The 24,991-nt window shown below is 67.1% G+C and carries 20 protein-coding genes and 1 riboswitch; of the genes, 14 read left to right on the forward strand and 6 right to left on the reverse strand.

The features are described 5' to 3' along the window. Window positions 1–11: 11 nt before the first annotated feature. Together mgrA and HT136_RS12860 are read right to left on the reverse strand one after the other, a co-directional pair. Window positions 12–1,025: an L-glyceraldehyde 3-phosphate reductase gene (gene mgrA, locus HT136_RS12855; RefSeq protein WP_214200170.1), complete on the reverse strand. Its 1,014-nt coding sequence runs from the start codon at window positions 1,023–1,025 to the stop codon at window positions 12–14. A 114-nt stretch (window positions 1,026–1,139) separates the two neighbouring features. Next, window positions 1,140–1,649, reverse strand: a complete 510-nt coding sequence (locus HT136_RS12860) for a 2'-5' RNA ligase family protein (RefSeq protein WP_343222184.1) — start codon at window positions 1,647–1,649, stop codon at window positions 1,140–1,142. Between the two features lie 56 nt (window positions 1,650–1,705). Between HT136_RS12860 and HT136_RS26520 the strand changes: the two genes are divergently transcribed. The 10 genes from HT136_RS26520 to bglX all read left to right on the forward strand — a co-directional run bounded on the left by HT136_RS26520 (window position 1,706) and on the right by bglX (window position 13,455). Next, window positions 1,706–1,837, forward strand: a complete 132-nt coding sequence (locus HT136_RS26520; protein WP_281423415.1) for a hypothetical protein — start codon at window positions 1,706–1,708, stop codon at window positions 1,835–1,837. Window positions 1,838–2,190: 353 nt separating this feature from the next. After that, window positions 2,191–4,707, forward strand: coding sequence for a TonB-dependent receptor (locus HT136_RS12865; protein WP_214200172.1), 2,517 nt, complete (start codon window positions 2,191–2,193; stop codon window positions 4,705–4,707). A 104-nt stretch (window positions 4,708–4,811) separates the two neighbouring features. Beyond that, window positions 4,812–5,822, forward strand: a complete 1,011-nt coding sequence (locus HT136_RS12870; RefSeq protein ID WP_214200173.1) for a Gfo/Idh/MocA family protein — start codon at window positions 4,812–4,814, stop codon at window positions 5,820–5,822. 53 nt (window positions 5,823–5,875) lie between these two features. Beyond that, window positions 5,876–6,037, forward strand: a complete 162-nt coding sequence (locus HT136_RS12875) for a hypothetical protein (protein ID WP_214200174.1) — start codon at window positions 5,876–5,878, stop codon at window positions 6,035–6,037. A gap of 273 nt (window positions 6,038–6,310) precedes the next feature. Continuing rightward, window positions 6,311–7,186 carry a formylglycine-generating enzyme family protein gene (locus HT136_RS12880; protein ID WP_214200175.1) on the forward strand — a complete coding sequence of 292 codons (876 nt, stop codon included), beginning with the start codon at window positions 6,311–6,313 and terminating at the stop codon, window positions 7,184–7,186. Window positions 7,187–7,259: 73 nt separating this feature from the next. Next, window positions 7,260–8,660 carry an LLM class flavin-dependent oxidoreductase gene (locus HT136_RS12885; protein WP_214200176.1) on the forward strand — a complete coding sequence of 467 codons (1,401 nt, stop codon included), beginning with the start codon at window positions 7,260–7,262 and terminating at the stop codon, window positions 8,658–8,660. A gap of 18 nt (window positions 8,661–8,678) precedes the next feature. After that, window positions 8,679–9,572, forward strand: a complete 894-nt coding sequence (locus HT136_RS12890) for a LysR family transcriptional regulator (RefSeq protein WP_214200177.1) — start codon at window positions 8,679–8,681, stop codon at window positions 9,570–9,572. A 178-nt stretch (window positions 9,573–9,750) separates the two neighbouring features. After that, on the forward strand, window positions 9,751–10,815 hold the full coding sequence (locus HT136_RS12895) for a LacI family DNA-binding transcriptional regulator (protein ID WP_246543671.1): 1,065 nt from the start codon (window positions 9,751–9,753) through the stop codon (window positions 10,813–10,815). 67 nt (window positions 10,816–10,882) lie between these two features. Continuing rightward, entirely contained in the window at window positions 10,883–11,140 is a 258-nt protein-coding gene (locus tag HT136_RS12900) for a hypothetical protein (RefSeq protein ID WP_214200178.1), read from the forward strand. After that, window positions 11,137–13,455 (forward strand): beta-glucosidase BglX, encoded by a 2,319-nt coding sequence (bglX, locus tag HT136_RS12905; protein WP_246543672.1) that lies wholly within the window; start codon window positions 11,137–11,139, stop codon window positions 13,453–13,455. The genes HT136_RS12900 and bglX overlap by 4 nt, the downstream gene beginning before the upstream one ends. Before the next feature lie 133 nt (window positions 13,456–13,588). On the opposite strand, the gene HT136_RS12910 is transcribed toward bglX, so the two are convergent. From HT136_RS12910 to HT136_RS12925, 4 genes are all read right to left on the reverse strand, one after another. Continuing rightward, entirely contained in the window at window positions 13,589–14,617 is a 1,029-nt protein-coding gene (locus tag HT136_RS12910; protein WP_214200179.1) for a methionine synthase, read from the reverse strand. Window positions 14,618–14,643: 26 nt separating this feature from the next. Then, on the reverse strand, window positions 14,644–15,630 hold the full coding sequence (locus tag HT136_RS12915) for a putative oxygenase MesX (RefSeq protein WP_343222179.1): 987 nt from the start codon (window positions 15,628–15,630) through the stop codon (window positions 14,644–14,646). A gap of 331 nt (window positions 15,631–15,961) precedes the next feature. Continuing rightward, window positions 15,962–16,183, reverse strand: a riboswitch (cobalamin riboswitch). 58 nt (window positions 16,184–16,241) lie between these two features. Then, on the reverse strand, window positions 16,242–17,528 hold the full coding sequence (locus tag HT136_RS12920) for a dipeptidase (RefSeq protein WP_214200181.1): 1,287 nt from the start codon (window positions 17,526–17,528) through the stop codon (window positions 16,242–16,244). Further along, window positions 17,528–18,205 (reverse strand): helix-turn-helix domain-containing protein, encoded by a 678-nt coding sequence (locus HT136_RS12925; RefSeq protein WP_214200182.1) that lies wholly within the window; start codon window positions 18,203–18,205, stop codon window positions 17,528–17,530. Before HT136_RS12925 ends, HT136_RS12920 begins: the two co-directional genes overlap by 1 nt. 127 nt (window positions 18,206–18,332) lie before the next feature. Between HT136_RS12925 and HT136_RS12930 the strand changes: the two genes are divergently transcribed. The 4 genes from HT136_RS12930 (at window position 18,333) to HT136_RS12945 (ending at window position 24,971) form a co-directional block, all read left to right on the forward strand. Continuing rightward, a complete protein-coding gene (locus tag HT136_RS12930) occupies window positions 18,333–20,387 on the forward strand; it encodes a serine hydrolase domain-containing protein (RefSeq protein ID WP_214200183.1) in 2,055 nt (684 codons plus the stop codon). After that, the gene (locus tag HT136_RS12935; RefSeq protein WP_214200184.1) at window positions 20,387–21,385 is read left to right on the forward strand and encodes a dipeptide epimerase; all 999 of its coding nucleotides are present in this window, start codon (window positions 20,387–20,389) and stop codon (window positions 21,383–21,385) included. Before HT136_RS12930 ends, HT136_RS12935 begins: the two co-directional genes overlap by 1 nt. Continuing rightward, window positions 21,382–22,650 (forward strand): peptide MFS transporter, encoded by a 1,269-nt coding sequence (locus HT136_RS12940; RefSeq protein WP_214200185.1) that lies wholly within the window; start codon window positions 21,382–21,384, stop codon window positions 22,648–22,650. The genes HT136_RS12935 and HT136_RS12940 overlap by 4 nt, the downstream gene beginning before the upstream one ends. Before the next feature lie 92 nt (window positions 22,651–22,742). Further along, window positions 22,743–24,971 carry a TonB-dependent receptor gene (locus HT136_RS12945; protein WP_214200186.1) on the forward strand — a complete coding sequence of 743 codons (2,229 nt, stop codon included), beginning with the start codon at window positions 22,743–22,745 and terminating at the stop codon, window positions 24,969–24,971. Window positions 24,972–24,991 lie beyond the last annotated feature (20 nt).

A 24,991-nucleotide genomic window follows, 5' to 3' on the forward strand; every position in this document is an offset into this window, starting at 1 on the left:
CGCGGGGGGGCTCAGGCTTCGGCGTCGATCGCGTGGAGGTCGATTTCGGTCCGTTCCTCGGCCGTGAAATCAAGCTGTTCGAGCGCACCGAGCGAATTGTCGAGCTGTTCGACGGTGCGCGCGCCGACCAGCGCCGAGGTGACTCGCGGATCGCGCAGGACCCAGGCGAGCGCCATCTGCGCCAGCGTCTGGCCCCGGCGCTGCGCGATCGCGTTCAGGGCGCGCACCCGCGCCAGTGTCTCCTCGTTGAGCATCGCGGTCGGGAACGATCCGCCTCGCCCGGCGCGGGTGCCCTCGGGCACGCCCTCGAGGTAGCGCCCGGTCAGCAGGCCCTGCGCCAGCGGCGAAAAGGCGATGCACCCCGCGCCCAGATCCTCGAGCGTATCGAGCAGGCCGTGTTCGATCCACCGGCTGAACATGTTGTAGTGGGGCTGATGGATGAACAGCGGTACGCGCTCTTCGGCGAGGATCGCGGCGGCCTTGCGGGTGAGCTCGGGCGAATAGCTCGAGATGCCGACGTAGAGCGCCTTGCCCTGGCGGTGCATGTGGGCGAGCGCGCCCATCGTCTCCTCGAGCGGTGTGGTCGGGTCGACCCGGTGCGAATAGAAGATGTCGACGTAGTCGAGACCCATGCGCCGGAGCGACTGGTCGAGGCTGGCGATCAGGTACTTGCGGCTGCCGCCGATGCCACCGTAGGGCCCGGGCCACATGTCCCAGCCGGCCTTGGTCGAAATGATCATCTCGTCGCGGTAGGGCGCGAAGTCGTTCGCCATCATGCGCCCGAAGGTCTCTTCCGCAGAGCCGTAGGGCGGACCGTAATTGTTGGCGAGGTCGAAATGGGTGATGCCGCGATCGAACGCCCGGCGCAGGATCGCGCGGCCGGTCTCGAAGACGTCGATCCCGCCGAAATTCTGCCAGAGGCCAAGCGAGATCGCGGGAAGGTCGATGCCGCTGCGCCCGACCCGGCGGTAAGGCATGCCCGCCTCGTAGCGGCCGGCGGCGGGCAGGTAGGGCGGCGTGATCATGGGATACCTCGGGTTGGGTTCGGACGGAAGGGCAAGCGTCTACATGGCCTTCCGGGGGGACCGCAATCGCATCCTTCTTCGCCTTGTGATCCGGATCATCATGGAGCGGGAGCCTCACGCCGCCAAGGCGTGCTCCGCGAGAACCGCGATCGGTGGAGACGTGACGCAATCTAAGATGTCGAAGTCGAGCGCGAACGCGGCGAATTCGGAGGCCAGCAGACGAGCGGCCTCCTCGCGATGGCGCGGTGCGATGCGCAGCGCAAGCGTGCAGTGCGGCGTCCAACGGCCCGGGCGATAGGCCGGCCTGCACGCGAGGGGATCGATCTGCGCATGGAGGCGCGCGTGCAGCTCGGCGAGGCCGGGATGCGGCGCAGGCGAGGCCCAGAGGATGAGTGATCCGGCGTCGAAGGATGCGAGCCGGTCGAACGTCATCCGCAAGCGGGGTATTCCAGCCAACTCGGCGACGGTTCGGGCGAGCAGGTCGGAATCGATCGCGTCGTACTTGGCAAGCGTGATGTGCGGCGGATAGCCGAGCGCGCGCATCGAGGGCTGGTCCTCCAGCGCGGCCGCGCTGTCGACGAGGTTCCAGTAAGGCGAGGCATCGCCACCGACGCGAAGGTTGATCCCGTAAGGTTTCCTATGGAATCCGGGCTAAGTCCATTCACCAGCGCAGGCGCACCGTGCTTGCCAGCCATCCTTCCAGCTACAGCACGCACGACGGCGTGCTGGGCCAGACGCTGGTCACCACCAGCACTCCGATCGACGCCGGAAGCGAGATCCGAGCGCCCAATCTGGCGCGCCGCGGGTCGTGACCGGTGTCCTTCGGGCCCTGCCGCACGGCATCCGAGGGAAGGCGCGCGAGCTATGCGCATTTCGCATCGCGTTATGCATCTGTATAGAGAATCGATCTTTTTCAACATGTTAATCTGTAAGGAATAGGGCCTGGTGTGGCCACTTCGCGCCCGAAGGTGGGCGCGGTGCTCTCCGCCAGTCAGATAAAGAACCCGGTTCGGCACCGACCTCCTGCCGATGCCACCTAGGCAACCGGGGCATTGCGAAGAGGTAATGTCGCAAGAATTCGAGAGGTTTCGGCCTGATCCGGCACCACGCCGTCATCGCCGGATTTCAGCTCGCGCTCAGAACAATATCACGACAGGGGATGAAGTTGTCCAAGTTGAACTGCGCATATTCGTCGTGCGCCCGCATCGCTATTGCCGCCACCCTGGTCCTGGGCGGCGCCCAGGCCGCTTTCGCGCAGGACGCGGCCGCCTCGCGCCCCGCCGCCGAGACCGAATCCTCGGGTACGGCCATCGTGGTGACGGCGCGCAAGCGCGAGGAGAACCTGCTCGAGACGCCGCTTGCGATCACCGCCTATTCGGGCGAGGGTCTCGAGGCGCGCGGCATGGACACGCTCTCGCAGATGGCCGAGGGCACGCCCGGCATCAACGTCAACCAGAACGGTTCGGGCCGTAACGACCGTTCCTACCAGCAGTTCATCCTGCGCGGCTTCACCCCCTCGTCCACCAAGCAGTCGACCGCCTCGATGTTCATCGACGGCGCGCCGGTCTCGTCGAGCTCGGCCTTGAGCTCGATCTCGGACCCTGCGCGCATCGAGATCCTCAAGGGGCCGCAGGCCGCCTATTTCGGGCGCAGCACCTTCGCCGGCGCGATCAACGTGGTGAACAAGGTGCCGGGCAACGAATGGCACGGCTCGCTCAAGGGCATGCTGGGCACGCGCAACAACTACTCGGCGCACGCCGACATCGAGGGGCCGATCGTCGAGGACCTGCTCGCCTTCCGCGTCAGCGGCGATGCCTCGGGCAAGGACGGCTCCTACAAGAACGCGTTCAATCCGGGCGAGACGCTGGGCGACCAGTCGAGCCGAAGCGTCTCGGCGATGCTCTCGTTCACACCCTCGTCCGATCTCAAGATCAAGGCCTTCGGGCTCTACTCGCGCGACGACGATGGTCCCTCGGCGCAAGGGCAGCTCAGCGCCTACGAAGTGCGCGGCGCCGACGGGTCGCTGGTCTCGGCGAACCAGTCGAACTGCACACTGACGGGCTCGAGCTCGGGCGTGGCGGGCGACCCTTCGGCGACGAGCGTGCTCAACCCCTCGTTCTGCGGCACCACCCCGCGCCTTGCCACCGGACCTTCGGCCAACACCCAGTATTCGGGCGTCGTCGAGGACTGGCTGAAGTCGCAATCGGACTCGCGCCTTTTCGGCAACGACGGGGTCGACCATTACGGTCTCCTGCGCAATTACTACCACGGTCACGTCAACGTGGATTGGGACGTGGGCGATACCGGCGTCACGCTCTCGAGCCTGACCGCGTACAATCGCGAGGAAAGCTCGGTCCTCACCGACCTCGACAACCAGGGCACGACCGCGGTGCCCAACAGCTACTACCCGGCGGCGGGCCAGAGCTATTTCGACTACCCCTACCTCGTCGAGGCGATGCGCCAGGACTTCTCGCAGGAACTGCGCGCGGCCTATGACGACGGCGGTCCGCTCCAGGCGATGCTGGGCGCGAGCTACCTCAACGCCACCATGCGCAGCGCGCTCGGCGGCGGCCTGTTGCCCAGTGCCTCGGTCAGCGAGATCGGCAAGACCCGTTCGCGCACGTTCGGTCTCTTCGGTGCGCTGACGTACGAGTTCTTCGATGGCTTCTCGGTCAGCGCCGAAGGCCGTTACCAGATCGACAAGCTCTACGCCTATTCGCAGCCCTCGGGCACGACGGTGACCAACTCGGCGATCGTCGATCCGGGCTACTACGAAGGCGGGTCGCTGCTGCTCTCGAAGTCGTACAAGAACTTCCTGCCGCGCGTCATCGTCAAGTACGAGACCCCCTCGGGCCTGATGGGCTATGCCTCCTGGTCGAAGGGCGTCAATCCGGGCCTGTTCAACACCGAGTTCCTCTCGCTGTCCGACGCGGTCGTCGAGCAGGCGATCAACGAGGGCGTGCGCGTGGCGGTCGACCCCGAAAAGGTCACCAACTACGAAGTGGGCCTCAAGGGCGGGCTGCTCAACAACCGCCTGACTTTCTCGCTGGCGCTCTACTACGCGCAGTGGCGCAACCAGATCAACGCGATCTCGCTGTGGACGACCGACCCCACGACCGGCCTTCCCGCCGTGCTCCAGGGCAGTGCCAACAGCGGCAGCGTCGACATGCGCGGCGTCGAGCTGGAGACCAACTGGCGGGTCAACTCGATCCTCTCGATCAACGCGGCCGGGTCGATCAACGACACCGACATCCAGAGCTACACCAACCCTTCGGTCAGCCGCCTGACCGGTGTCTTCGACTACAGCGGCAACGAGCTGCCGCAGACCTCGAAGTACTCGGGAACGGTGGGCTTCGAGCTGCGCGATTACTACAGCAGCGCCAGCGACGGCCAGTGGTTCGCCCGCGCCGACTACAACTTCAAGTCGGGCATGTGGTCGAACGCGGCCAATGTCGTGAAGACGCAGGACAGCCACAAGGTCAACGTGCGCCTGGGGGTCGACATCGACCGATTCTCGTTCGAGGTCTTCGGCACCAACATCTTCAACAATCGGGCCTACACCTCGATCGCCGATTTCAGCGTCTTGACCAACGGCTTCCCGTACAGCAGCACCTATTCGGCGCTGGTGGTGGGCCTGCCCGACCTCAGGACCCTGGGGGCGAAGGTCAGCTACAAGTTCTGAAGACATGAGCGGGCAGGGCAGGGCGCGTTTTCGGTTAGGACGCGGGCCGAGCCCTGCCCGGTTCAGGGGCCGGACCAGGGGATGGTCCAGGAGGAAGTGACCACATGAATACGGATGCGCCGGCCCGGGGGCCGATCGGTATCGCGCTCGTCGGCTGCGGCCGGATCGCGCCGCTTCATCTCAAGGGGATTGCCCGGCTGGGCGACTGGGTCCGGCTGGTGGCCGTGGTCGATCCCGATCCGGCCCTCGCCGCGCGCGTCGCCGAGGAATTCGGCGCCGCTCGCGCGCTGGCCACGCTCGAGGACGCGCTCGCCGATCCCGAGGTCGAGGCGGTTGTGCTGTGCACTCCCAACGCGCTCCACGCCCAGCAGGCGATGGCCGCGCTGAGGGCCGGGCGCCAGGTGCTGGTCGAGAAGCCCTTCTCCGAGACGGTCGAGGAGGCGCAGGCGCTTGCCGCGCTGGCCGAGGAGACCGGTCTCGTGCTGGCGGCGGGGCACACCTTCCGCCACGTCGAGGCGGTGCGCCAGCTTCAGGACCGCGCAGCGTCATTCGGCCGCCTGCGCGCCGTCAGCATCTCGATGTGCGTGCACTGGGACGGGCCGCAGGCGCCCTGGTGGGCGACCCGCACGCGCGAGGAGGGGCTGATCCTCTCGCTCTTCGCGCCGCATGCGATCGACTTCGTCCAGCTCGTGGTGGGCGATGTCGACCCTGTGCGTCTCCACGTCGAGGCGGCGCGCCACCAGTCGGGCTGGCAGGCCGAGGACGAGGCGATGATCCTGATGCGCTATCCCGAGGATGTGCTGGTCTCGATCCACGTCTCCTACAACCAGGCGACGACGATGAACCGCAAGGTCGTGCACTTCGAGAACGCGACCGTGCGGATCGAGAACGGCGACGAACTGTGGATCGACGACGTCCCGGTGGTCGTGCCCGAACGGGCCCCGAGCGACGACACCGCCTTGTTCAACGACGGTATCGCCCACTATTTCGAAACCCAGATGCGCGAATTCGCCCGCGCGGTGCAGGGCCTGCCCAACCGCAGCGTGCGTCATGACGCGGCGCTGCGCCAGTCACGCCTCAACCACGCCATCATCGCCGCCGCCCGGCACGCCTGAGCGCGCGGCCCCCTCCACACCGGGCCACTGGAGAGTGTCCATGGCCCCCGCTCGTGCCGCTGCCGACGCGGACCAAGGCGTTCTATTCGCTCGGCAACATCGGCAACCAGCTGTTCCGCGACGCGCCGATGATGCTTCTCTTGTTCTACCTAACCAGCAGCATCGGCATCGCACCGGCGGCACGCTCGTCGTCAGTTCGATCCTGGCGGCGCTGATCATCCGGCGCTGCGTGCTCGTCGGCCGCGATGCAAAACTCTCATAGCGGGTTGCGAGCAGGCAATTTTCGGAGAAATCTTCGGGGTTTGAGCTTCCCAGGCGTGCTCTTCGGGGCAAGTCCCATGGGCAAGCCGCGTCCGACAGGCGGACAGGGCAGGGAGAACTCGGCCCGCCGCGCCGATCCCGGACCTTAGAACGGGATGCACCGGGACGCCGCCGGAGACCGGGCGAGCCGATCATTCGACATCGACAGATCTTGGGGAGCTGCCACGATGAAATTCCGAGCCTTCATGCTACTTGCCCTCCTGGCGGCATGGCCGTCTGCGAGGGGGCGCGCGCAGGATACGCCGCCTGAGCCGTCGCCCCCGGAGCTTTCCGCGTTCCGGGTTGGATCCGCCTTCGCCGATTGCCGCGATTGCCCCGAGATGGTGGTGGTGCCCGCGGGCGAATTCGTCATGGGCTCGAGCCAGGAAGAGCGCGATGCGCTGGGCGTGGTGGCCAAGTTCGACACGATGGAATCGCCCCGGCACCGGGTCCGGATTGGCTACCGCTTTGCCGTCAGCCGCTATGAGATCACTTTCGATCAATGGGATGCCTGCGTCGCCGAGGGTGGCTGCGAGGGCTATCGCCCCTCGGACGAGGGGTGGGGCCGCGGCCGCCGTCCGGTGATCCACGTCGATTACGCCAAGGCGCGCAGCTACGTCGCCTGGCTGGCCCGCAAGACCGGGCAGCCCTATCGCCTGCTGAGCGAGGCGGAATGGGAATACGCCGCGCGTGCGGGGACGACGACCTGGTTCCTCTATGGCAACAAGGCCGATCCCGAGAAGGCCAACTTTGGCCACAACGTGGGCCGCACGCTTCCTGTCGGCAGCTATCCGCCCAATGCCTTTGGTCTTTACGACATGACCGGCAACGTGGCCGAATGGACCGACGACTGCCACCACGAAAGCTTCGTGGGCGCGCCCGATGACGGCTCCGCATGGGATGCCGCAAAGGCGTGCAAGGAGCGCAACGTGCGGGGCAGCGGGTGGAGCCTGCTGGACTGGACCACCCGCGCCGCGCAGCGGATCAACGACCCGATCGGGCAGGAGAACAGCCACCTGGGACTGCGCATCGCCCGCGATCTGCCGCAGGTCGAAAGCCGCTGATCGCCCCGGCCCGGAAGGCCAGTCCGACAGGCCGCAATCTGCGCGCGAAATTCCCTCTTCAAGGACCATCGCCATGAGCCACCCGCGCAAGCTCCATCTTGGCGCCTTCATCAAGCCTGTCAGCCTGCACCAGGCGTCGTGGCGCTTTCCAGGCGCCTTCAAGGACGCGAACCTCAACATCGGGCACATGATGCGCTTTGCCCGCACGCTCGAACGCGGGTGTTTCGACGCGCTCTTCACCGCCGACCACCTGGCACTGCTGAACATGGCGATGCCCGCGCTCAGGCGCAGCCCGACCGTGTCGACTTTCGAGCCGACGACACTGCTCGCGGTCCTTTCCGCGGTGACGCGGCACATCGGGCTCGTCGGAACCGCCTCGACGAGCTATGAGGAACCCTACCATGTCGCCCGGCGCTTCGCCTCGCTCGATCACCTGAGCGGGGGCCGCGCGGGCTGGAACATGGTCACTTCCTACAACCCCGAGGCCGCACTGAACTTCAGCCTGGCCGAGCAGCCCGAACACGACGCGCGCTATGCCCGTGCCCGCGAATTCCACGATGTGGTGCGTGGGCTGTGGGACAGCTGGGCCGACGACGCCTTCGTCGAGGACAGCGACAGCGGCCTCTATTTCGACCCCGAACGCCTGCACGTGCTGGACCACAAGGGCGCGCATTTCGCGGTGCGCGGCCCGCTCAACATCGCGCGTCCGGTCCAGGGCGCGCCGGTCATCTTCCAGGCGGGCGCCTCGCCGGCGGGACGCCAGCTCGCGACCGAGACCGCGGACGTGATCTTCGGTTCGGCCGCCACGCTCGAGGACGCGCGCAGCTTTTACGCCGACATGCAGCGACGGCTGCGCGGCGCGGGCCGACGCGGCGATGCCCTGCGCATCCTGCCGGGCGCCATGGTGATCCTCGGCGACACGCACGAGGAGGCGCAGGCGCGCCGCGCGCTTCTGGACAGCCTGGTCGATGACGATATCTGCATTCCGGCTCTCTCGCGCCTGCTGGGCTGCGATGCCTCCGGGTTCGATCCCGACCAGCCCCTCCCGCACGTGCCCGAGACCAACGACAGCCAGAGCACGCGCGCCTTCGTGATCGAACTGGGCGTGCGCGAGGGGCTCACGGTTCGCCAGTTGGCGCAGCGGCTCGGCGGCTATGGTGGCCTGACGTTCGTGGGCACCGCCGCGACGATTGCCGACGAGATGGAGCGCTGGCTGCTGGAAGGCGGCGCGGATGGCTTCAACATCATCTTCCCCTACCTGCCGATGGGGCTCGATGACGTCGTCGATAAGCTGGTCCCGGAATTGCAGCGACGCGGGCTTTTCCGCAAGCAATATGAAGGCACGACATTGCGCGAGCACCTGGGGCTGGCCCGTCCGGAAAATCGCTTCTTTCCGGCGTCGAACCGTCCAGGCGAAACGCAGGGCAGGGCGCCGTCGCCCGCGCCTTGCGGGACTGGACGCGCTTGCGATTGACGTCGATAGAGGGCCCTGATGGATCTGCGCCGCCTCAAACACTTCCTGGCCGTTGCCGAGCTCGGCAACTTCTCGCGCGCGGCCGAGCGCGTGTGCCTGACCCAATCGGCACTTACGCGCAGCGTCCGCTCGCTTGAGGACGAGCTGGGCGCGACGCTGTTCGAGCGCCGCGCGCAAGGGGCCGAGCTGACCCAGGCCGGATCGGTCCTGATGGACCACGCGCATCGCTTGCTCAACGAGTTCGAACGTGCGCAGCAGAACATCGCGCTGGTCAAGCACGGCGTGGGCGAGCAGGTCGTGCTGGGGGTCTGTCCGTTCCTCCCCAAGGGGCCCTTGCAGGAGCTGTGCGGCGCGTTTTCCCGAAACAATCCCGAGATCGCGCTCAATCTGGTCGAAGGCTTCGTCGACGAGACCATTCCGGCGCTGATGAACCGCAAGCTCGATTTCGTCTTTACCTCGGTTCCCACGCCGGTGCTCGCGGAGAAAGTCACGTTCGAGCGACTGGGCAAGCTGCCCTCTTCGGTCTTCGCCGCGCCCGACCATCCCCTGGCGCGGCTGCGCAAGGTCACGATCCGCGAGCTTTCGACGCATTCGTGGGTCTCGCTGGGCCAGGCCTATTCGCAGGTCGCCCTGCGCAGCTTCTTCGGACAGGCCAATTGCGGCATTCCGTCCAATTGCGTGACCACGAATTCGATGGCCTTCATGTCTTCCCTCATCAACGAGCAGGGCATGCTCGGCATCCTGCCCGACGCGCTGATCGCGGACAGCGGGCCGGTCAAGGTGGACGTGGCGAGCCAGCCCAAGGCAATCCGGGCCGGGCTGGTCTTTCGTCCGGGCTCGAAGATCAAGCCATCGGTGCGGCGGCTGGCCGAGGGCCTTCGCGAAAAATACGCCTTCCTGGCGGAGGCCTGAGCCCGGAACAGGCCCCCGCGGGCAATCGTCCATCAAGCGCCCCAAGCAGTGCCAATGCCGCCGCCGACCGCGCACGACGTCACGACGGGCTTCACCGTGCGCACGCGCGCCGCAACGACGCCGCGCGCACCGGGCGCCATGTTCGCCAGGCAGCTTGCGCCAGTTCGCGGGCTCGACCATGAGGTGTCATGCGCTGTCGATCCGCCACCGCCCGATGAGCCGCCGCCGCAACGATCCCGGCGCGGTGACGCTCCATGCCGTGGCGGCGCGCGCGGGCGTCTCGGCGATGACCGTCTCGAACGTCATCAACCGGACCGGGCGCGCGAGCGCCGATACCCGCGCGCGGGTCCTCTCGGCCATCGAGGCGCTGGGCTATGTGCCCAACCCGTCGGCGCGGCGGCTGACCGGGGCACAAGTCGCCTGCGTCGGCCTGATCTGCCCCGACGTCGACAGCGTCTTTCTCGAGCGGATGCTGGCCGGAGTCGCCTTCGTCGCGGCCGAGTGTGGCGTGCAGTTGAAGATCGAGGCGGCGGCCAACCTTTCGCACGACAAGACCTACGAGATCGCGCAGGGCCTTGTCGGCAAAGGCGCGCAGGCGCTGCTGCTGGTCCCGCCTTTCGCCGAGATTCTGGGAGGCGATCCGCACGTGAGCCGGCTCGAGGTTCCGATCGCCGCCATCGCCACGGCACACGCCTTGCCGCACATCGCGACGATCCGGATCGACAACCGCTCGGCGGCCCGCGCCGTCACCGAGCGCGTTCTCGCACAAGGGCGTCGCCGGATCGCGGTTCTGAGCGGTCCGCTGCGCCATTCCGACAGCGTGGCACGCCTCGAGGGTTACCGCGACGCGCTGCTCGAACGCGAGGTCCCGGTCGATCCTGCGCTGTGCATCGCGTGCGATTTCACCTTCGCGTCGGGGCTGGCTGCGGCGCGGCATTTGCTGGGCCTTCCCGATCGGCCCGACGCCATCGTGGCCGGTAACGACGACATGGCCGCGGCGGTGCTGTGGACCGCGCATCAAAGCGGCCTCGCGCTGCCGCGCGACCTGTCGGTGACGGGCTTTGACGATACCGCTCTGGCGACGCGGGTCTGGCCACCGTTGACGACCGTGCGCCAGCCGGTGCGCGCGATGGCGGCGGCGGCCATGGAATATCTCGCGCGCGCGCTGCGCGATCCCGGGTGCGCGCGCGAGGGGCACGACACGGTGCTGCCCTTCGAGGTCATCGACCGCGCGTCGGTGTGACGATTAGCGCTTGTGGTTTAACGTTAAATCATTCAGGCCTTGCCTCTGAAGAAGCGGGAGCGGATGCGTGGATCAGGATTTGGAGGCCGACAGGACGGCGTGTGGCAAGCCGCATTTCGAGGTCCTCGACGGCCTTCGCGGGACGGCCGCCATGCGGGTGGTGCTGTTCCATATCCAGGGGATCACCGCCGCCTGGACCGCCGCCCGGTTCCGGGACGAACTCCTCCGCCGTCGGCTGCGCGCCACTTTCCCCTCGCGCCGGCTAGACCATGCCGCGCTTTCGCCGCTCCTTCTCACTTTCCAAGCAAACAGGGATGCCCGATGACATCGATACACACTTTCCGGCGCAAGGCGCTCATGGGCGCGGCACTGGCGGCGACGCTGGCTGCATCGGGCATGGCGGTGGCGCGCGACGCGGCGCCAAACGCAACGCCGCCGAGCGAGGCGGCAGTGCGCGCGCGCGCCGACGCGCTGATCGCGCAGATGACGCCGGAGGAAAAGGCCGGCCAGATCACGCAGTACTTCGATTTCCCCGATTCGCCCGAGGAAGCCAAGCGCGTCACCGAGGAAATGGCGGCGGGCCGGGCGGGTTCGCTCCTGTTCGTGCACGATCCGGCCGAGCTCAACCGCCTGCAGCGCATCGCGGTCGAGAAGACCCGGCTCAAGATCCCGCTGCTGTTCGGCTACGACGTGATCCACGGGTTGCGCACGATCATGCCCGTGCCGATCGCCATGGCCGCGAGCTGGGACCCCAAGCTGGCCGAAGAGGGCCAGGCCGTCGCCGCCACCGAAGCGCGCGCGGTGGGCCTGCACTGGGCCTTCGCGCCGATGGTCGACATCGCACGCGATCCGCGCTGGGGGCGTATCGTCGAGGGGGCGGGCGAGGATCCGTACCTGGGCAGCGCCATGGCTGCGGCGCAAGTGCGCGGCTTTCAGGGCGCCTACATCGGCAGCGCGGGCCACGTGATTTCCGGCCCCAAGCATTTTGCCGGATATGGCGCGGCGATCGGCGGACGCGACTACGACGAAGTCAACTTGTCCGACAGCGAGCTGTGGAACGTCTACTTGAAGCCCTTCAAGGCGGCCGTCGATGCGGGCGCAGGCAATATCATGAGCGCCTACATGGGCCTCAACGGAGTGCCCGCCACCGGCAACCGCTGGCTTCTGACCGAAGTCCTGCGCAAGGATTGGGGTTTCAAGGGCTTCGTCGTCACCGACGCGGGCGCGGCCTATGACCTCAAGACCCATGGCTATGCCGCCAGCACCGAGGACGCGGGCGTGCGGGCGCTGAGCGCGGGCGTCGACATGGAGATGGCGCCGCCCTTCGGCACCTCGGCGTTCAAGACCCTGCCCGGCTCGCTCGCGGCGGGCAAGATTACCACCGCCCAGCTCGACGATGCGGTGCGTCACGTGCTCGAAGCCAAGATCCGGATGGGCCTGTTCGAGAAGCCCTTCGTCGACCTTGCCAAGGCGAAGCGCGTGCTGGCCGATCCGGCGCACCGCGAGGTGGCCCGGATCGCGGCCGAGCGTTCGGCCGTCCTCCTGCGCAACGAAGCGGGCACGCTGCCTCTCCAGCGAAGCAGCCTGTCCTCGATCGCGGTGATCGGCCCGCTCGCCGATTCCGCGCGCGACACGGTCGGACCCTGGGTGTTCGACCAGGATGACGGCGAGACCGTCACCGTGCTGGCGGGGATCAAGGCCGAAGTCGGCAGCGGGGTGAAAGTCTCCTATTCGCCCGGCGTGACGATGCCCGCGCGCGTCAACAAGTCGATCTTCCAGTCGGACGAGCAGTTCGCGGCCGGCAAGGCGCAGGTCGTCGACGATACGGACGAGATCGCGCACGCGGTGGCCTTGGCCAAGGCCTCGGACGTCGCGGTGCTGGTGCTGGGCGAGGGCCAGATCATGATCGGCGAGAACGCTTCGCGCTCCTCGCTCGATCTGCCCGGCCGTCAGCAGGACCTGCTCGACGCGGTCATCGCCACCGGCAAGCCCGTGGTGGTGCTCCTGATGAGCGCGCGTCCGCTCGACCTCAAGGGCAGCAAGCCGGCCGCGCTGATGGACGTCTGGTATCCCGGTACGCAAGGCGGCACGGCCATCGCCAACCTGCTGTTCGGCAAAGTCTCGCCCGGCGGCAAGTTGCCCTACACCTGGCCGCGCGACATCGGTCAGGTGCCGCTAACTTACGCGCACCTCGCCACGCACCAGCCCAAGACGGTCGAGGAGCGCTACTGGAACGAATCCAACGCGCCGCTCTACCCCTTCGGCTATGGCCTGAGCTATTCGACCTTCGCGTTCTCGAACCTCAAGGTGGACAAGGCCAGTGTCGCGCGCGGCGAGGCCGTTCCGGTTTCGGTCGAGGTGCGCAACACCGGGTCGGTCAAGGCCGACGAAGTGGCGCAGCTCTACATCCACCAGCGCCACGGCACGGCCGCGCGCCCGGTGCGCGAGCTCAAGGGCTTCGAGCGCGTGACGCTGGCGCCGGGCGAGAGCCGCACCGTGCACTTCACGCTGCGCCCCGAGGACCTGAGCTACTGGGCCGCCTCGACCCGCTCCTTCGTCGAGGATGCGACCACCTTCGACCTCTATGCCGGGGACAGCTCGCGCGCCGAACTGACAACCTCGTTCGAGGTGACCGGCTGACGCCCGGCCCGGGCATACCCGCCGGGCGTGTCGCATGGGGCACTTTCCCCTCAGGTGGTAGCACTTGACGGGAAAGTGCGTCAAAACAGAGGCCTGGAGCGGTCGATCGGATGCAATCTGATCGCAGACCGCGCTAGTCGGCGAGTTCGCTGCGCACGATCGCCGCGCCCGCGGCCAGCGCGGCGAGCTTCGCTCGCGCGACGTGGCGCGGCAAGGGCGCCATGCCGCAATTGGTGGAGGGATAGAGCTTGTCGGCATCGACGAAGCGCAGCGCCGCGCGCAAGGTGCGGGCGACTTCCTCGGGCGTCTCGATCGTGTGGGAGGCCACGTCGATCGCGCCCACCATCACCTTCTTGCCGCGAACGAGCTCGAGCAGGTCGATCGGCACGTGCGCGTTGTGGCATTCGAGCGAAACGATATCGAGCCGGGAGGCCTGCAGCCTGGGGAAGCTCTCCTCGTATTGCCGCCATTCGCGACCCAGCGTCTGCTTCCAGTCGGTATTGGCCTTGATGCCGTAGCCATAGCAGATGTGCACGGCGGTCTCGCAGCTCAGGCCCTCGATCGCGCGTTCGAGCGCGGCCACGCCCCAGTCATTGACCTCGTCGAAGAAGACGTTGAAGGCGGGCTCGTCGAACTGGATGATGTCGACCCCGGCGGCTTCGAGATCGCGGGCTTCCTGATTGAGGATCGCGGCGAATTCCCAGGCCAGCTTCTCGCGGCTGCGGTAGTGCGCGTCGTGCAGCGTATCGACCATCGTCATCGGGCCGGGCAGGGCCCACTTGATCGGCTGGTCGGTCAGCGCGCGCAAGTACCGTGCATCCCGCGCAAAGACCGGCGCGGGACGCGCCACCGCGCCGACGACCGTGGGCACGCTCGCCTCGTAGCGATCGCGGATCCTGACCTGCGCGCGTCTGGCGAAGTCGACGCCGCTCAGGTGCTCGAGGAAGGTGGTGACGAAATGCTGGCGCGTCTGTTCGCCATCGCTCACGATGTCGATGCTGGCCCGGCGCTGTTCGTCGAGGGCGAGCCGCAAGGCGTCCCGCCGCGCCTCGGCAAGTTCGTCGCCCTCCAGCTTCCAGGGGGACCAAAGCGTTTCGGGCTCGGCGAGCCAGGAGGGCTTGGGCAGGCTGCCCGCGGTCGAGGTGGGGAGAAGTCTGGTCATGTCGGAATGCCTCGTATGGTGATGGGTCATGGCGCGCAGGGGCCCGGGCGCTGTTCAAGGAGCGCCTGGAAGGGTTTGATGAAGTGCTCTTCGGCGAACCGGCCTTGCGCGAGGCCAAGGTGGCTGCGCTCCTCGCGGTCGTAGTCGATCCGGGTCGAGGAATAGTCCGTGTGCGACAGGCTGGGCCGGAAGCACGCGCCCGCCGCCGCGTTGGCGTTGTAGATCTCGGGGCGGTAGATCTTCTGGAAGGTCTCCATCGTGGCGATGGCGCCGATCAGTTCGAGAGGGGTGTAGTCGCTCGCCAGGTCGCCCCGGACGTAGAAGGCGAGGGGCGCAACGCTGCCTTCGGGCATGAAGAAACGCGCGCCAAGGCCCATCTTCGCGAAATAGCGGTCCGTGCGGGAGAGTTCGTCCTGGCGGTATTCGACGCCCAGCACCGGGTGGCGATTTCCCGTCCGGCGATAGGTCTGGCTGGTCGAGGCGCTGAGGCAGATCACCGGCGGCTTGGCGAACGCTTCGGTGTAGCTGCGCGACTGGACGAAGCGTTGGAAGAGGGTTCCATGCAAGGCGCCGAAATCCTCTGAGCCCTCGCGTCCGGTCCCGCTCGCCGCGAGCCGGGGAAGCAGGATGCTGAAATCGTAGTCGCGCACATAGGACGAGAAGCTGTTTCCGGTGATGCCCTCCAGGCAGGTGCCGCTGGCGGTGTCGCGGATCTGCGTGCTCAGCAGCTCCATGATGGGAAGAGCCTTGCCCTCGAAGATGGGAAGGCCCGCGATCTCGACCGAGACGATCCGCGTCGCCAGCGCGTAGCGGGCCGCCTCGGGATTGTCCCAATGGGCGAGCGCATTGAAGCGATTGTCGATCATCTTCAGCGTCTTGCGCAAGTTTTCGCGTCGCTTCGCTCCGCGCGCGAGATTGGCGAAGTTGGTGGTGAGACGCGTCGCCTGCGCGGGCCGATAGTCTTCGTCGAAAGGGATGGTCTTGATGCGGAATTCGAGAGCTTCATCAATCACGGTGTGAAATCCTGATTGGGCCGGATCGAGGGCGCACGACGGCGCCTTCGGGCCGGCCATGCGAAAGGTCGGTCCGTCCGGAGGGATGGAGACGTGCTGGGGTGGGGACGCGCGCCGCGTCAGGCGGGGAGAATACCCCGCCGCACGGCGCGCGGGCGCATTCGTCGCTGCGGGGCGGTGGGCATCGGAAGGAAGAGCATCGGCCGGTTTACCTGCATCTGGCGGGCGGGAGGGCCGAAGAAGGAGCGCGCAAGACCACGAAAGACCCGAATGGCGCTGACGCCACGGGCCTTGCTTCAAGCGCGATCCACCGGAGGAACCCCCGTCCGAGGAACGTCATGCGTCGAAGGCAGGTCTCCTGGCTTGCGGGTCGTCATGGCGGCTCCGGCCTTCCCGCGCCTTTTGCAAAGGCCCAGTGACACGAAATGGAGCCACCACTCACCGCTTACAGTTGCGGGGGCAGCGCCGGATTCTGCCCCAGGGGGCACCACCGGCTTCCCGTCTTAGCCCCGCCGTCATGCCTGAGGCGGGGAACCTCGACAGGTTGCTTCAACACCAGCTGCGCGCGCCTGTCAAGAAGGATATAAAGATATCTTTATATCTTGTATCCGTCATGTGTCCCCGGCAGCGGCGACACGTTCGGCGGCTTCCATTACGCGCAGCACGTTGCCTCCGGCCAGTTTGGCGATGTCCGCATCGCTCCAGCCCCGGCGCATCAGTTCGCCCAGGAGCGCCGGATAAGTCGAGACATCGCCGAGCCCGATCGGAAGCTCGTTGCCCACGCCGTCGTAGTCCGAACCGATGCCGACATGCTCGATCCCGGCAACCTCCACGATGTGCGCGATATGATCGGCCACTTCGCCAAGCTGGACCTGGGGCTTGGGGTGCGCTTCGAGCCATGCGGCGTAATCGCGCGCAGCCTTTTCGGGCTGCCCGATGTCCAGCCCGCCATAGGGAGGCGCGTTGAGGCGGATCTTCTCCGCGTCCGCATCCGCCGACCAGTGCCGATAGGCGTCCGAAACGTAGAGCGAGGCGTAGTTGACCATGACCACGCCGCCGTGCGCGGCGATCAGGCGCAGCACGTCGTCGGAGACGTTGCGGGGGTGGTCGTTGATCGCGCGGGCACTCGAATGCGAGAAGATCACCGGCGCCTTGGACGTGGCGATGGCATCGCGCATCACCGCCTCGCTCACGTGGCTGACGTCGACCAGCATGCCGAGCCGGTTGAGTTCGCGCACCACATCCTTGCCGAAAGGTGTCAGGCCGTTGTGCTCGGGGTTGTCGGTCGCCGAATCCGCCCAGGCGATGTTGCGCGAATGGGTAAGCGTCAGGTAGCCCGCGCCAAGCGCGGCATAGGCGCGCAGGACCGAGAGGCTGTTGTCGATCTGGCCACCGCCCTCGACCCCGATCATCGAGGCGATGCGGCCCGCCGCATGGGCCTTGCGCACGTCGGCGGCGGTGCGGGCGAGCGCGAAGGTCTCGGGATAGCGCGCCACGATCGAGCGCACCAGATCGATCTGTTCGAGCGTTTCGACCACCTGCTTGTCGCCCGGCAGATCGGGCGAGACCCAGACCGACCAGAACTGCCCCCCGACCCGGCCCCGGCGCAGGCGGGCAATGTCGGTGTTGTAGTGCGCCGGGCTGGCCGACAGGTCGCGCAAGTCGATCGTCCAGCGGGCATCGCCTTCGGTTTCGCGCAGCATCTCGGGCCAGTCGTTATGGCCATCGATCAAGGGTGTCGCCTTGAGCGCGCGTTCGACGCGCGCGGCGTAGTCGGTGACGCCCGGCGTTCCGGGCGCACCCGACGCGTCCGTCTTGGCGGCGGCCGGGGCCAGCGACGTCGAGGCCAGCAGCACGCCCGAGAGCAGCGCCGGGAACAGGAACGGGGCCTTGCGCATCACTTCGCCTTTGCCTTTGCCGTGCTTGCGGATCGCGAGGGCGCCCCCTGCTGGCGCTGCTCTTCGTGGATATGGAGCATGGCCTCCATCAGCGTCTCGTCCGAGCTGGACATGACGCCAAGCACCTCGGCTTCCTCGCAGCCTTGCGCCGCGAGATAGGCGTGGCCCATGCTCGAATCGATGTAGAGCGATTGTCCGGCCTCGAGCGTGATGGGGTCGTAGAATTCGGTTTCCACCACGATCCGGCCACTCAGGACGTAGACGAACTCCTCGCCCGAATGGCGCACCAGATCGCCGAACTGCTCGGCGGAGCGCGCGCGGATCTTGGTGATCACCGGGACCATCCGCTTGCGGCGCAATTCGGTGCACAGATAGTAGTAATCGTAGTTGTCGGTCTCGACGCGGACCGAATGCGCGATGTCGCCGATGCTGCGCCGCGCGGTCACGGGCTGGGCGGTATCCTCGCCGTCCTCCGCGAAGAGCTCGGACATGCGCATGCCCAGCCGTTGCCCCAGCAACTGGAGCTTGTCGTAAGTCAGCGTCAGCCGGTCATGCTCGACCTTGGACAGGGTGGAGACCGGAATTCCGCTGCGCGCGCTCATTTCCTTCAGCGTCCATCCCTCGCGCGCGCGCAAGCCGCGCAGCAAGGCTCCCAGGGTCGGCGGCACATCGGACAAACTGGATTCCTTTCAGCCCATTGACGAAATTTCCATTAGGGATATTGTTGTCCCAATCAGAAAATCTTTCCCCAACTGTATCGATGCATCGTGTCGGGCGCAACGGGGATGCGAAAGGGGTGGGGCAATGACCCGTGGACGTACGAAGGGATTACTCGCAGCGGGCCTGATCGCCACGCTGGCCGCTGGCGGTTCGATAGGCCTGGCGCAGGCGCCGGAGGGCAGCGGACCGCCGCGCGCCGACGCCGCCAGCGCCGCCGAGGCGCCCGCGCCCGGCGCCGCGCGGATCGTCTTGCCGCCGTCCACCCCGGCGGGGGCACACGCGCTCGAGGCGGCCGACGTGGATGCCTGGCTCGATGGCTACATGCCCTTTGCGCTTCACAGCAAGGACATCGCCGGTGCGGTGGTGACCGTGGTCAAGGACGGGCAGATCGTGGCGGCGCGCGGCTATGGGTATGCCGATATCGTCAAACGCACGCCGGTCGATCCCGCCACGACGCTGTTTCGCCCCGGCTCGGTTTCCAAGCTGGTGACCTGGACCGCGGTGATGCAGCAGGTCGAAGCGGGCAAGATCGACCTCGACGCGGACGTCAACACCTACCTCGATTTCACGATTCCGCCGCGCAACGGCCAGCCCATCACCATGCAGCAGATCATGACGCATACCGCCGGGTTCGAGGAGGCGATGAAGGACCTCATCACCGACAGGCAGGACGGGCTGATCCCGCTCGGGACGTATCTGAAGCGCTGGACGCCGACGCGGATCTTCGATGCGGGAACGACACCGGCCTATTCGAACTGGGCCACGTCGCTCGCGGGTTACGTGGTCGAGCGGACGTCGGGGATGTCCTTCGACGCCTACGTCGAGGCGCATATCTTCAGGCCGCTCGACATGACGACGGCAAGCTTCCGGCAGCCGCTTCCGGCAAACCTCAAGCCGCTCGTGGCGACGGGCTATCCGCGCGCGTCGCAAGACGCGCAGCCGTTCGAGGTGGTCATTCCGGCACCGGCGGGTTCGCTCTCCGCCTCCGGGCTGGACATGGCCAAGTTCATGATCGCGCATCTTGAAAATGGCCGGGGCCTGCTGAGGCCGCAAACCGCGGCGATGATGCACGACAGTCCGCTCGCCAAGGTGAACCCCGCCTCGCTGGTGCCGCCGCTCAACCGCATGGAACTGGGCTTCTTCGAGACCAATATCAACGGACGCGACGTCATCGCGCACCTGGGTGACACGAACAACTTCCACACCTCCCTGCACCTGTTCCGCAAGGAAGGCGTGGGCTTCTACGTCTCGTTCAACAGCGCGGGCAAGGAGGGCGGCGCCCATACCGTGCGCCAGCAGCTGTTCCAGGATTTCGCGGACCGCTATTTCCCGGCACTCGCGCCGGCAAGCGCGAAGAAGGTGGATGCCAGCACGGCCGCCGCGCACGCCCGGATGATCTCGGGGCTGTGGGATTCGAGCCGTCGCGGCCATTCCAACTTCGTGGACATCCTCAACCTGTTCGACCAGACCGAAGTCGGTGTCGACAAGGACGGGGGCCTGCGCGTGCCGGCGCTGACCTCGCCGGGCGGCGGCGTGGAGACCTGGGACGAGGTCGAACCCTTCGTCTGGCACGAGCGCGGCGGACACGACCGGCTGGCCGCGCAAGTCGTGGATGGCCGTGTGGTGCGCTGGAGCTTCGATCTCGTTGCGCCCTTCACCGTGTTCGACCGCGTTTCCGTGTGGCGCTCGTCGGCCTGGTTGCTGCCGGCGATCTACGCGAGCCTGGCGATCCTGCTCCTGACCTTCCTGTCCTGGCCGGTGAGCGCCTTCGCGCGCTGGCGCTTCGGTGCACCGCTCAAGGTCGAGGGCAAGGCGCGCACGGCCTATCGCGCCACGCGCCTCGGCGCCTTGCTGACCCTGGCCGCGGCGGGGGGATGGACCGCGTTCATCATCAGCGCGTTTTCCAACCTCTCGGTGCTCAGCGCGGCGAGCGATGGCCTGCTCTGGTTCCTGAAGGGCGCGAGCGGCCTTGCCTTCGTCGGCATGGTCGTGGTGGCGGTGTGGAACGCGGCACTGACCTGGCGCGACGGACGCGGTTGGCTGGCGAGAAGCTGGAGCGGGCTGGTCGTGCTGGCCGCGTTGGTGCCGCTTTACGTGGCGCTGGTCTTCCACCTCCTCGTGCCCTCGGTGATGTACTGATGCTTCGCCTTGAGGTCACCACCGAGACGCTGCGTCTTGCCGAACCGTTCCGGATCTCGGGCTATGTCTTCGAAACCGCCGACGTGCTTGTTGCCACGCTTGACGATGGCACGTTTCGGGGGCGGGGCGAGGCGGCCGGGGTCTATTACCTGGGCGATGACCTCGCGCACATGCGCGCCGCGATCGAGGGCGCGCGCGCGGCGATCGAAGCGGGTCCCAGCCGCGAGGACCTGCGCGCGATCCTGCCTCCCGGCGGCGCGCGCAACGCTCTTGATGCCGCGCTGTGGGATCTGGAAGCCGCGCGCGCCGGCAAGCCCGTCTGGGCCTTGGCCGGGCTGACGCAGGCCCCCGTGCCGATCGTCACCACTTTCACGCTGGGCGCCGACACGCCCGAGGCGATGGCGGCCAAGGCGCGCGGCTACTTCGGCGCGCGCGCGATCAAGATCAAGCTGACCGGGGAGCTTGAACTCGACCTCGCCCGCGTCGCCGCCATCCGCGCGGCGCGGCCCGACGTCTGGCTTGGCGTGGACGGCAATCAGGGCTTTGCGCGCGCCGATCTCGATGCGCTGGTGGACGGGCTCGCGCAAAGCGACGTTGCGCTGCTGGAACAACCGCTTGCGCGCGGCTGCGAGGCGCAACTGGAGGGCTTCGCCGCGCGCGTGCCGATCGCGGGGGACGAGAGCCTGCTCAGCCTGGCCGACCTGGCCAGCGCGAAGGGACGTTTCGACATCGTCAACATCAAGCTCGACAAGTGCGGGGGGCTAACCGAGGGGCTGCTGATGGTTGCGCAGGCGCGTCGGCTTGGCCTCGGGGTCATGGTCGGGACCATGGTCGGCACCAGTCTTTCCACCGCGCCCGGCTTCGTGCTGGGCCAGTTCGCCGACTACGTCGATCTCGATGGGCCGACGTTCCTGAAGGAGGACCGCCGCCCCTCGGTGACATATGCGGAGGGAACCCTGTTCGCGGGCGACGAGGTCTGGGGCACGGGGGCGGCATGACCACGCGCGCTGCGGGCACATGGTTCGGTCAGCCGCGCGGCCTGACGGTGCTGTTCCTCACCAACATGTGGGAGCAGTTTTCCTACTACGGCATGCGCGCGCTGCTGGTCTACTACATGACCCGCGAATTGCTGCTGGCCCAGGAGAAGGCCTCGATCATCTACGGGGTCTATACCGCCTGTGCCTACTTCACGCCGATCGTGGGCGGGGTGGTCGCGGATCGGTATCTCGGCAAGCGGCGGGCGATCGTCCTGGGCGGTTCGATCATGGCGCTGGGCCATTTCATGATGACCTTCGAGCCCTTGTTCTATCCCGCGCTTGCCACCATCGCGCTGGGCAACGGCCTGTTCCTGCCCAGCCTGCCGAGCCAGATCGATGACCTCTACGAGCCGGGCGATCCGCGTGTGGGATGGGCCTACAACGTCTACTACGTGGGTGTGAACATCGGCGGCTTCCTCGCGCCGCTGATCTGCGGGACGCTGGGTGAGGTCTACGGATGGCACTGGGGCTTTGGAGCGGCCGGGATCGGCATGGTGCTGGGGCTTGGCATCTACCTGTGGGGGCAGCGCCATCTGCCCGAACAGGCCCGCCGGACCGTCGTGCGCGAAGGCGCCGGTGCGGCAGGCGGGCGCCGCCTGGCCCGCTCCACCGCGCTCCTGCTTGCCTGCATCGCGCTGTCGGTCACCGTGTTTCGCGGGGCCTACGAGCAAGTGGGCAATACCGTCGCGCTCTGGGCCGAGAGCGGGGTCGATCGCGACCTTGGCGGGTGGACCATTCCGATGACCTGGTTCCAGTCGCTCAACCCCTTGCTGGTCATGGCGATGACCCCCTCCCTGCTCGCTTTCTGGCGCCGCCGCGCCGAGGAAGGACGCGTACAGCGCCCCCTCGCGCGCATGGCCCGGGGGGCGCTGATCGTGGCGGGCGCCTATCTCCTGCTGGCCGCCGTCGCGTCGCTGGGAAGCGGGGCGAGCTGGCTCTGGCTGGTCCTCTTCTTCGGCATCCTGACGCTGGGTGAACTCTTCATCCTGCCCACCGGACTTGGCCTGTTCGCGCGCCTGGCGCCGGAGGGACTGAGGGCGACGACGGTGGCCGCCTGGTATCTCGCGACGTTCGCGGGAAGCCTCTTTGCGGGGCTTGTCGGCACGCTCTGGAGCGCCCTGCCGCAGGCGGTCTACTTCCTTGCGCTGGCAGGCCTCGCGGGCGTCTCGGCCCTTCTGCTGACGGCGATCGATCGCCGCGCGCGCGATTTTCTCGAATCCGTTTGACAATTTTCTGATTAGGACAATAGATTTCCAAATAAGATATTTTGCGCCGGTTCGGCCGTGCAGGGACACCAGGGTTTAGGGGGACACAGGAAATGAAGACGGTTCGGCTCGCAATGACGGTGTCGTGCAGCGTTGCGGCGCTGCTGGCCTCGGGGGTTGCCCGCGCAGAGGGCGATGCAGGCACCAGCGAGGATCCTTCCGAGATCATCGTCACCGCGCAAAAGCGCGCGCAGACCCTCGTTGATGTTCCCCAGTCGGTGTCGGTCGTGACGGGGGCCGCACTCGAGCGCAATTCCGCGCTGACCTTCCAGGACTACCTCAAGCTCGTTCCCGGACTGCAGGTTTCGCAGAGCAATCCCGGCGAGGCGCGCGTCGTCCTGCGCGGCATCAACACCGGGGGCGCCACCGCCACTGTCGCCACCTATGTCGACGAGACGCCCTTCGGCTCGTCGAGCGGACTGGTCAATTCGGCGATCCTCTCGGGCGAACTCGACACCTTCGACGTTGCGCGGATCGAGGTCCTGCGCGGACCGCAAGGCACGCTCTATGGCGCCAGTTCGCTGGGTGGGGTGATGAAGTTCGTCACCACCGAGCCGCAGACCGAGGGCCTTGCCGCGCGAGCGCGCGGCAGCGTCGAGACGACCGATGGCGGCAAGGCCTCCTACATGGGGTCTGCCATGGTGAACGTTCCGCTGTCGCAGGACCTCGCGGTGCGCGCCTCGGGTTTCTATCGCAGCTACGGCGGTTTCATCGATTCGATCGGCACCGGCGGATCGGACATGGCCCGCAACATCAACGATACGCTGAGCTATGGTGGGCGTATCTCGGCGCTCTACAAGCCGAGCGCGGGCTTTTCGGTGCGCCTGACCGCCATTCTCCAGAACCTCGACAGCGACGCGGCCAGCGTGGTGGAGGCGGATCCCGCCCGGCTCTCCCCGCTTTACGGGCAGCTGACCCAGTCGCAGTTCGTGCCCGAATACACCGATATCGCCTATCGCCTCTACAACGGCACGGTGAACCTGGATCTCGGCTTTGCGGACCTCGTTTCGACGACGAGCTACAGCACGCTGAAAGAACATCTGCGCGACGACTATACGGTGGCCTACGGGTCGCTGCTCGGGCTCTACGACCCGGTCACCGGCACGGCCGCCGCCGATATCGGCCTGACGCAGCAGACCAACGTCGAGCGCGTGACCCAGGAATTGCGCCTGTCTTCCCGGGGCGAAGGCTTGTTCGAATGGATGGTGGGCGGCTACTACAACCACGAAAAGGGCGCGATCCTCCAGCGCCTCGACGTCTACGACGCGGGTACGACCACGCCGATGACCGGCTTCCCGCTGCTGGCCGACATCTTCCTGACCTCGCGCTACGAAGAATTTGCGGGCTTCGCGAATGGAACGCTGCACCTGGGCGACCGGTTCGACCTCACGTTCGGCGGGCGCTACAGCCACAACGACCAGAGTGCGGAGCAGGGCGGTGAAGGTCTCCTCGCGGCGGACGCGCTGAGCGCCTCCTCGAAGGAGGACGTCTTCACCTGGTCGGTCGCCCCCAAGCTCAAGCTGGCCCAGACCACCTCGATCTACGCGCGCGTTGCCAAGGGTTTCCGCCCCGGTGGGCCGAACCTCGTTCCCCCGGGCGCGCCGCAGGGCACTCCGGCCACGTACGCCTCGGACTCGCTCGTCAGCTACGAACTGGGCGTGAAGGCCGAAACGGCGGATCGCACGTTCGCCATCGATGTCGCCGCCTTCCACATCGACTGGAAGGACATCCAGTTGCTTGCCGTGGTCAACGACTATGGCGTCAACACCAATGGCGGCACCGCCAAGAGCGACGGGGTCGAATTCAGCGCCAGCCTTCGTCCGGAACGCGGGCTTACCTTTGCGCTCAACGGGGCCTATACCCATGCCCGCCTGACGGCGGACACCGACCCGCTGCTGGTGGGCGGGAGCAAGGGCGATGCCCTTCCGTTCGTTCCCAAGTGGAGCGTGAGCGTGAATGGCGATTACGAATGGTCGCTGGGGGGCGGGGCCTCGGCCTACGTCGGAGGATCGATCCGCATGATAAGCCGCCAGAGCGGCAATTACGATCCCTCCTACCTGGCGACGTATGCGCGCCAGATGACACTGCCCGGCTACGAGGTGGTCGACGTGCGCGCGGGCATCGATTTCGAGCGGGTCTCGCTCGGCCTCTATGCGAAGAACCTGGGCAACAGCCAGGGCGTGGTCAGCGCGGACTATTCGGGGGCCTATCCCGAAGGGGCGGCGGGGATCGGCGTGATCCGGCCGCGCAGCTTTGGCGTGACGCTCGATGCCAAGCTCTGAGTTCACGGCGACATGGTGAA

The sequence above is a fragment of the Novosphingobium profundi genome (genome assembly GCF_018491765.1).
Taxonomy (GTDB): domain Bacteria; phylum Pseudomonadota; class Alphaproteobacteria; order Sphingomonadales; family Sphingomonadaceae; genus Novosphingobium; species Novosphingobium profundi.

Coding starts and splice junctions, on each gene's coding strand:
- HT136_RS12885 (WP_214200176.1), top strand. CDS start 7,260: ATGAGCCACCCGCGCAAGCTCCATCTTGGCGCCTTCATCAAGCCTGTC.
- mgrA (WP_214200170.1), bottom strand. CDS start 1,025: ATGATCACGCCGCCCTACCTGCCCGCCGCCGGCCGCTACGAGGCGGGC.
- HT136_RS12945 (WP_214200186.1), top strand. CDS start 22,743: ATGAAGACGGTTCGGCTCGCAATGACGGTGTCGTGCAGCGTTGCGGCG.
- HT136_RS12940 (WP_214200185.1), top strand. CDS start 21,382: ATGACCACGCGCGCTGCGGGCACATGGTTCGGTCAGCCGCGCGGCCTG.
- HT136_RS12920 (WP_214200181.1), bottom strand. CDS start 17,528: ATGCGCAAGGCCCCGTTCCTGTTCCCGGCGCTGCTCTCGGGCGTGCTG.
- HT136_RS12935 (WP_214200184.1), top strand. CDS start 20,387: ATGCTTCGCCTTGAGGTCACCACCGAGACGCTGCGTCTTGCCGAACCG.
- HT136_RS12880 (WP_214200175.1), top strand. CDS start 6,311: ATGAAATTCCGAGCCTTCATGCTACTTGCCCTCCTGGCGGCATGGCCG.
- HT136_RS12890 (WP_214200177.1), top strand. CDS start 8,679: ATGGATCTGCGCCGCCTCAAACACTTCCTGGCCGTTGCCGAGCTCGGC.
- HT136_RS12895 (WP_246543671.1), top strand. CDS start 9,751: ATGAGGTGTCATGCGCTGTCGATCCGCCACCGCCCGATGAGCCGCCGC.
- HT136_RS12910 (WP_214200179.1), bottom strand. CDS start 14,617: ATGACCAGACTTCTCCCCACCTCGACCGCGGGCAGCCTGCCCAAGCCC.
- HT136_RS12930 (WP_214200183.1), top strand. CDS start 18,333: ATGACCCGTGGACGTACGAAGGGATTACTCGCAGCGGGCCTGATCGCC.
- HT136_RS12870 (WP_214200173.1), top strand. CDS start 4,812: ATGAATACGGATGCGCCGGCCCGGGGGCCGATCGGTATCGCGCTCGTC.
- bglX (WP_246543672.1), top strand. CDS start 11,137: ATGACATCGATACACACTTTCCGGCGCAAGGCGCTCATGGGCGCGGCA.